The sequence below is a fragment of the Polaribacter sp. 2405UD43-2 genome (assembly GCF_058147125.1).
Map to the genome: position 1 here is coordinate 1 of NZ_JBYVJX010000026.1, position 357 is coordinate 357.

Annotated in this window: 1 protein-coding gene; it reads left to right on the plus strand. The window is 44.8% G+C overall.

Going from position 1 to position 357, the window contains the following annotated elements; translation table 11 throughout:
- Positions 1-357, plus strand: a 357-nt coding sequence (locus ACY2RX_RS14610) for a hypothetical protein (protein WP_490104718.1), incomplete at both ends; no start/stop codon positions are given.

The following is a 357-nucleotide window of genomic DNA, read 5'->3' on the forward strand; positions in this document are numbered from 1 at the left end:
GTTGTGGGGGGGTGGTGTGTTGTTTTTGGTGTGGTTGGTGGTGTTGTTGGGTGTGGTGGGTGTGTGGGTGTTTTTGTGGGGGTGTTTGTTGGGGGGGTGGTTTTGTTGGGTTTGTTTGTTGTTTTGTGTTTTTGTGTGGGTTGGGGGTTGGGGTGTGGGTTGGGGTTTTTGTGGGTTGTGGGGTTTGGTTGTTTTTTGGGGTGGTTTGGTTGGTTGTTGTTTGGGGTTGTTTTGTTGTTTTTGTTGTGTGGGGTGTTTGTTTTGTGTTTTGGTGGTTTTGGTGGGGGGTTTTTTGTTTTTTTTGTGGTTTTTTTGTTGGTGTTTGTTTTTTGTTTTTTTGGATGGTTTTTGGGGTAT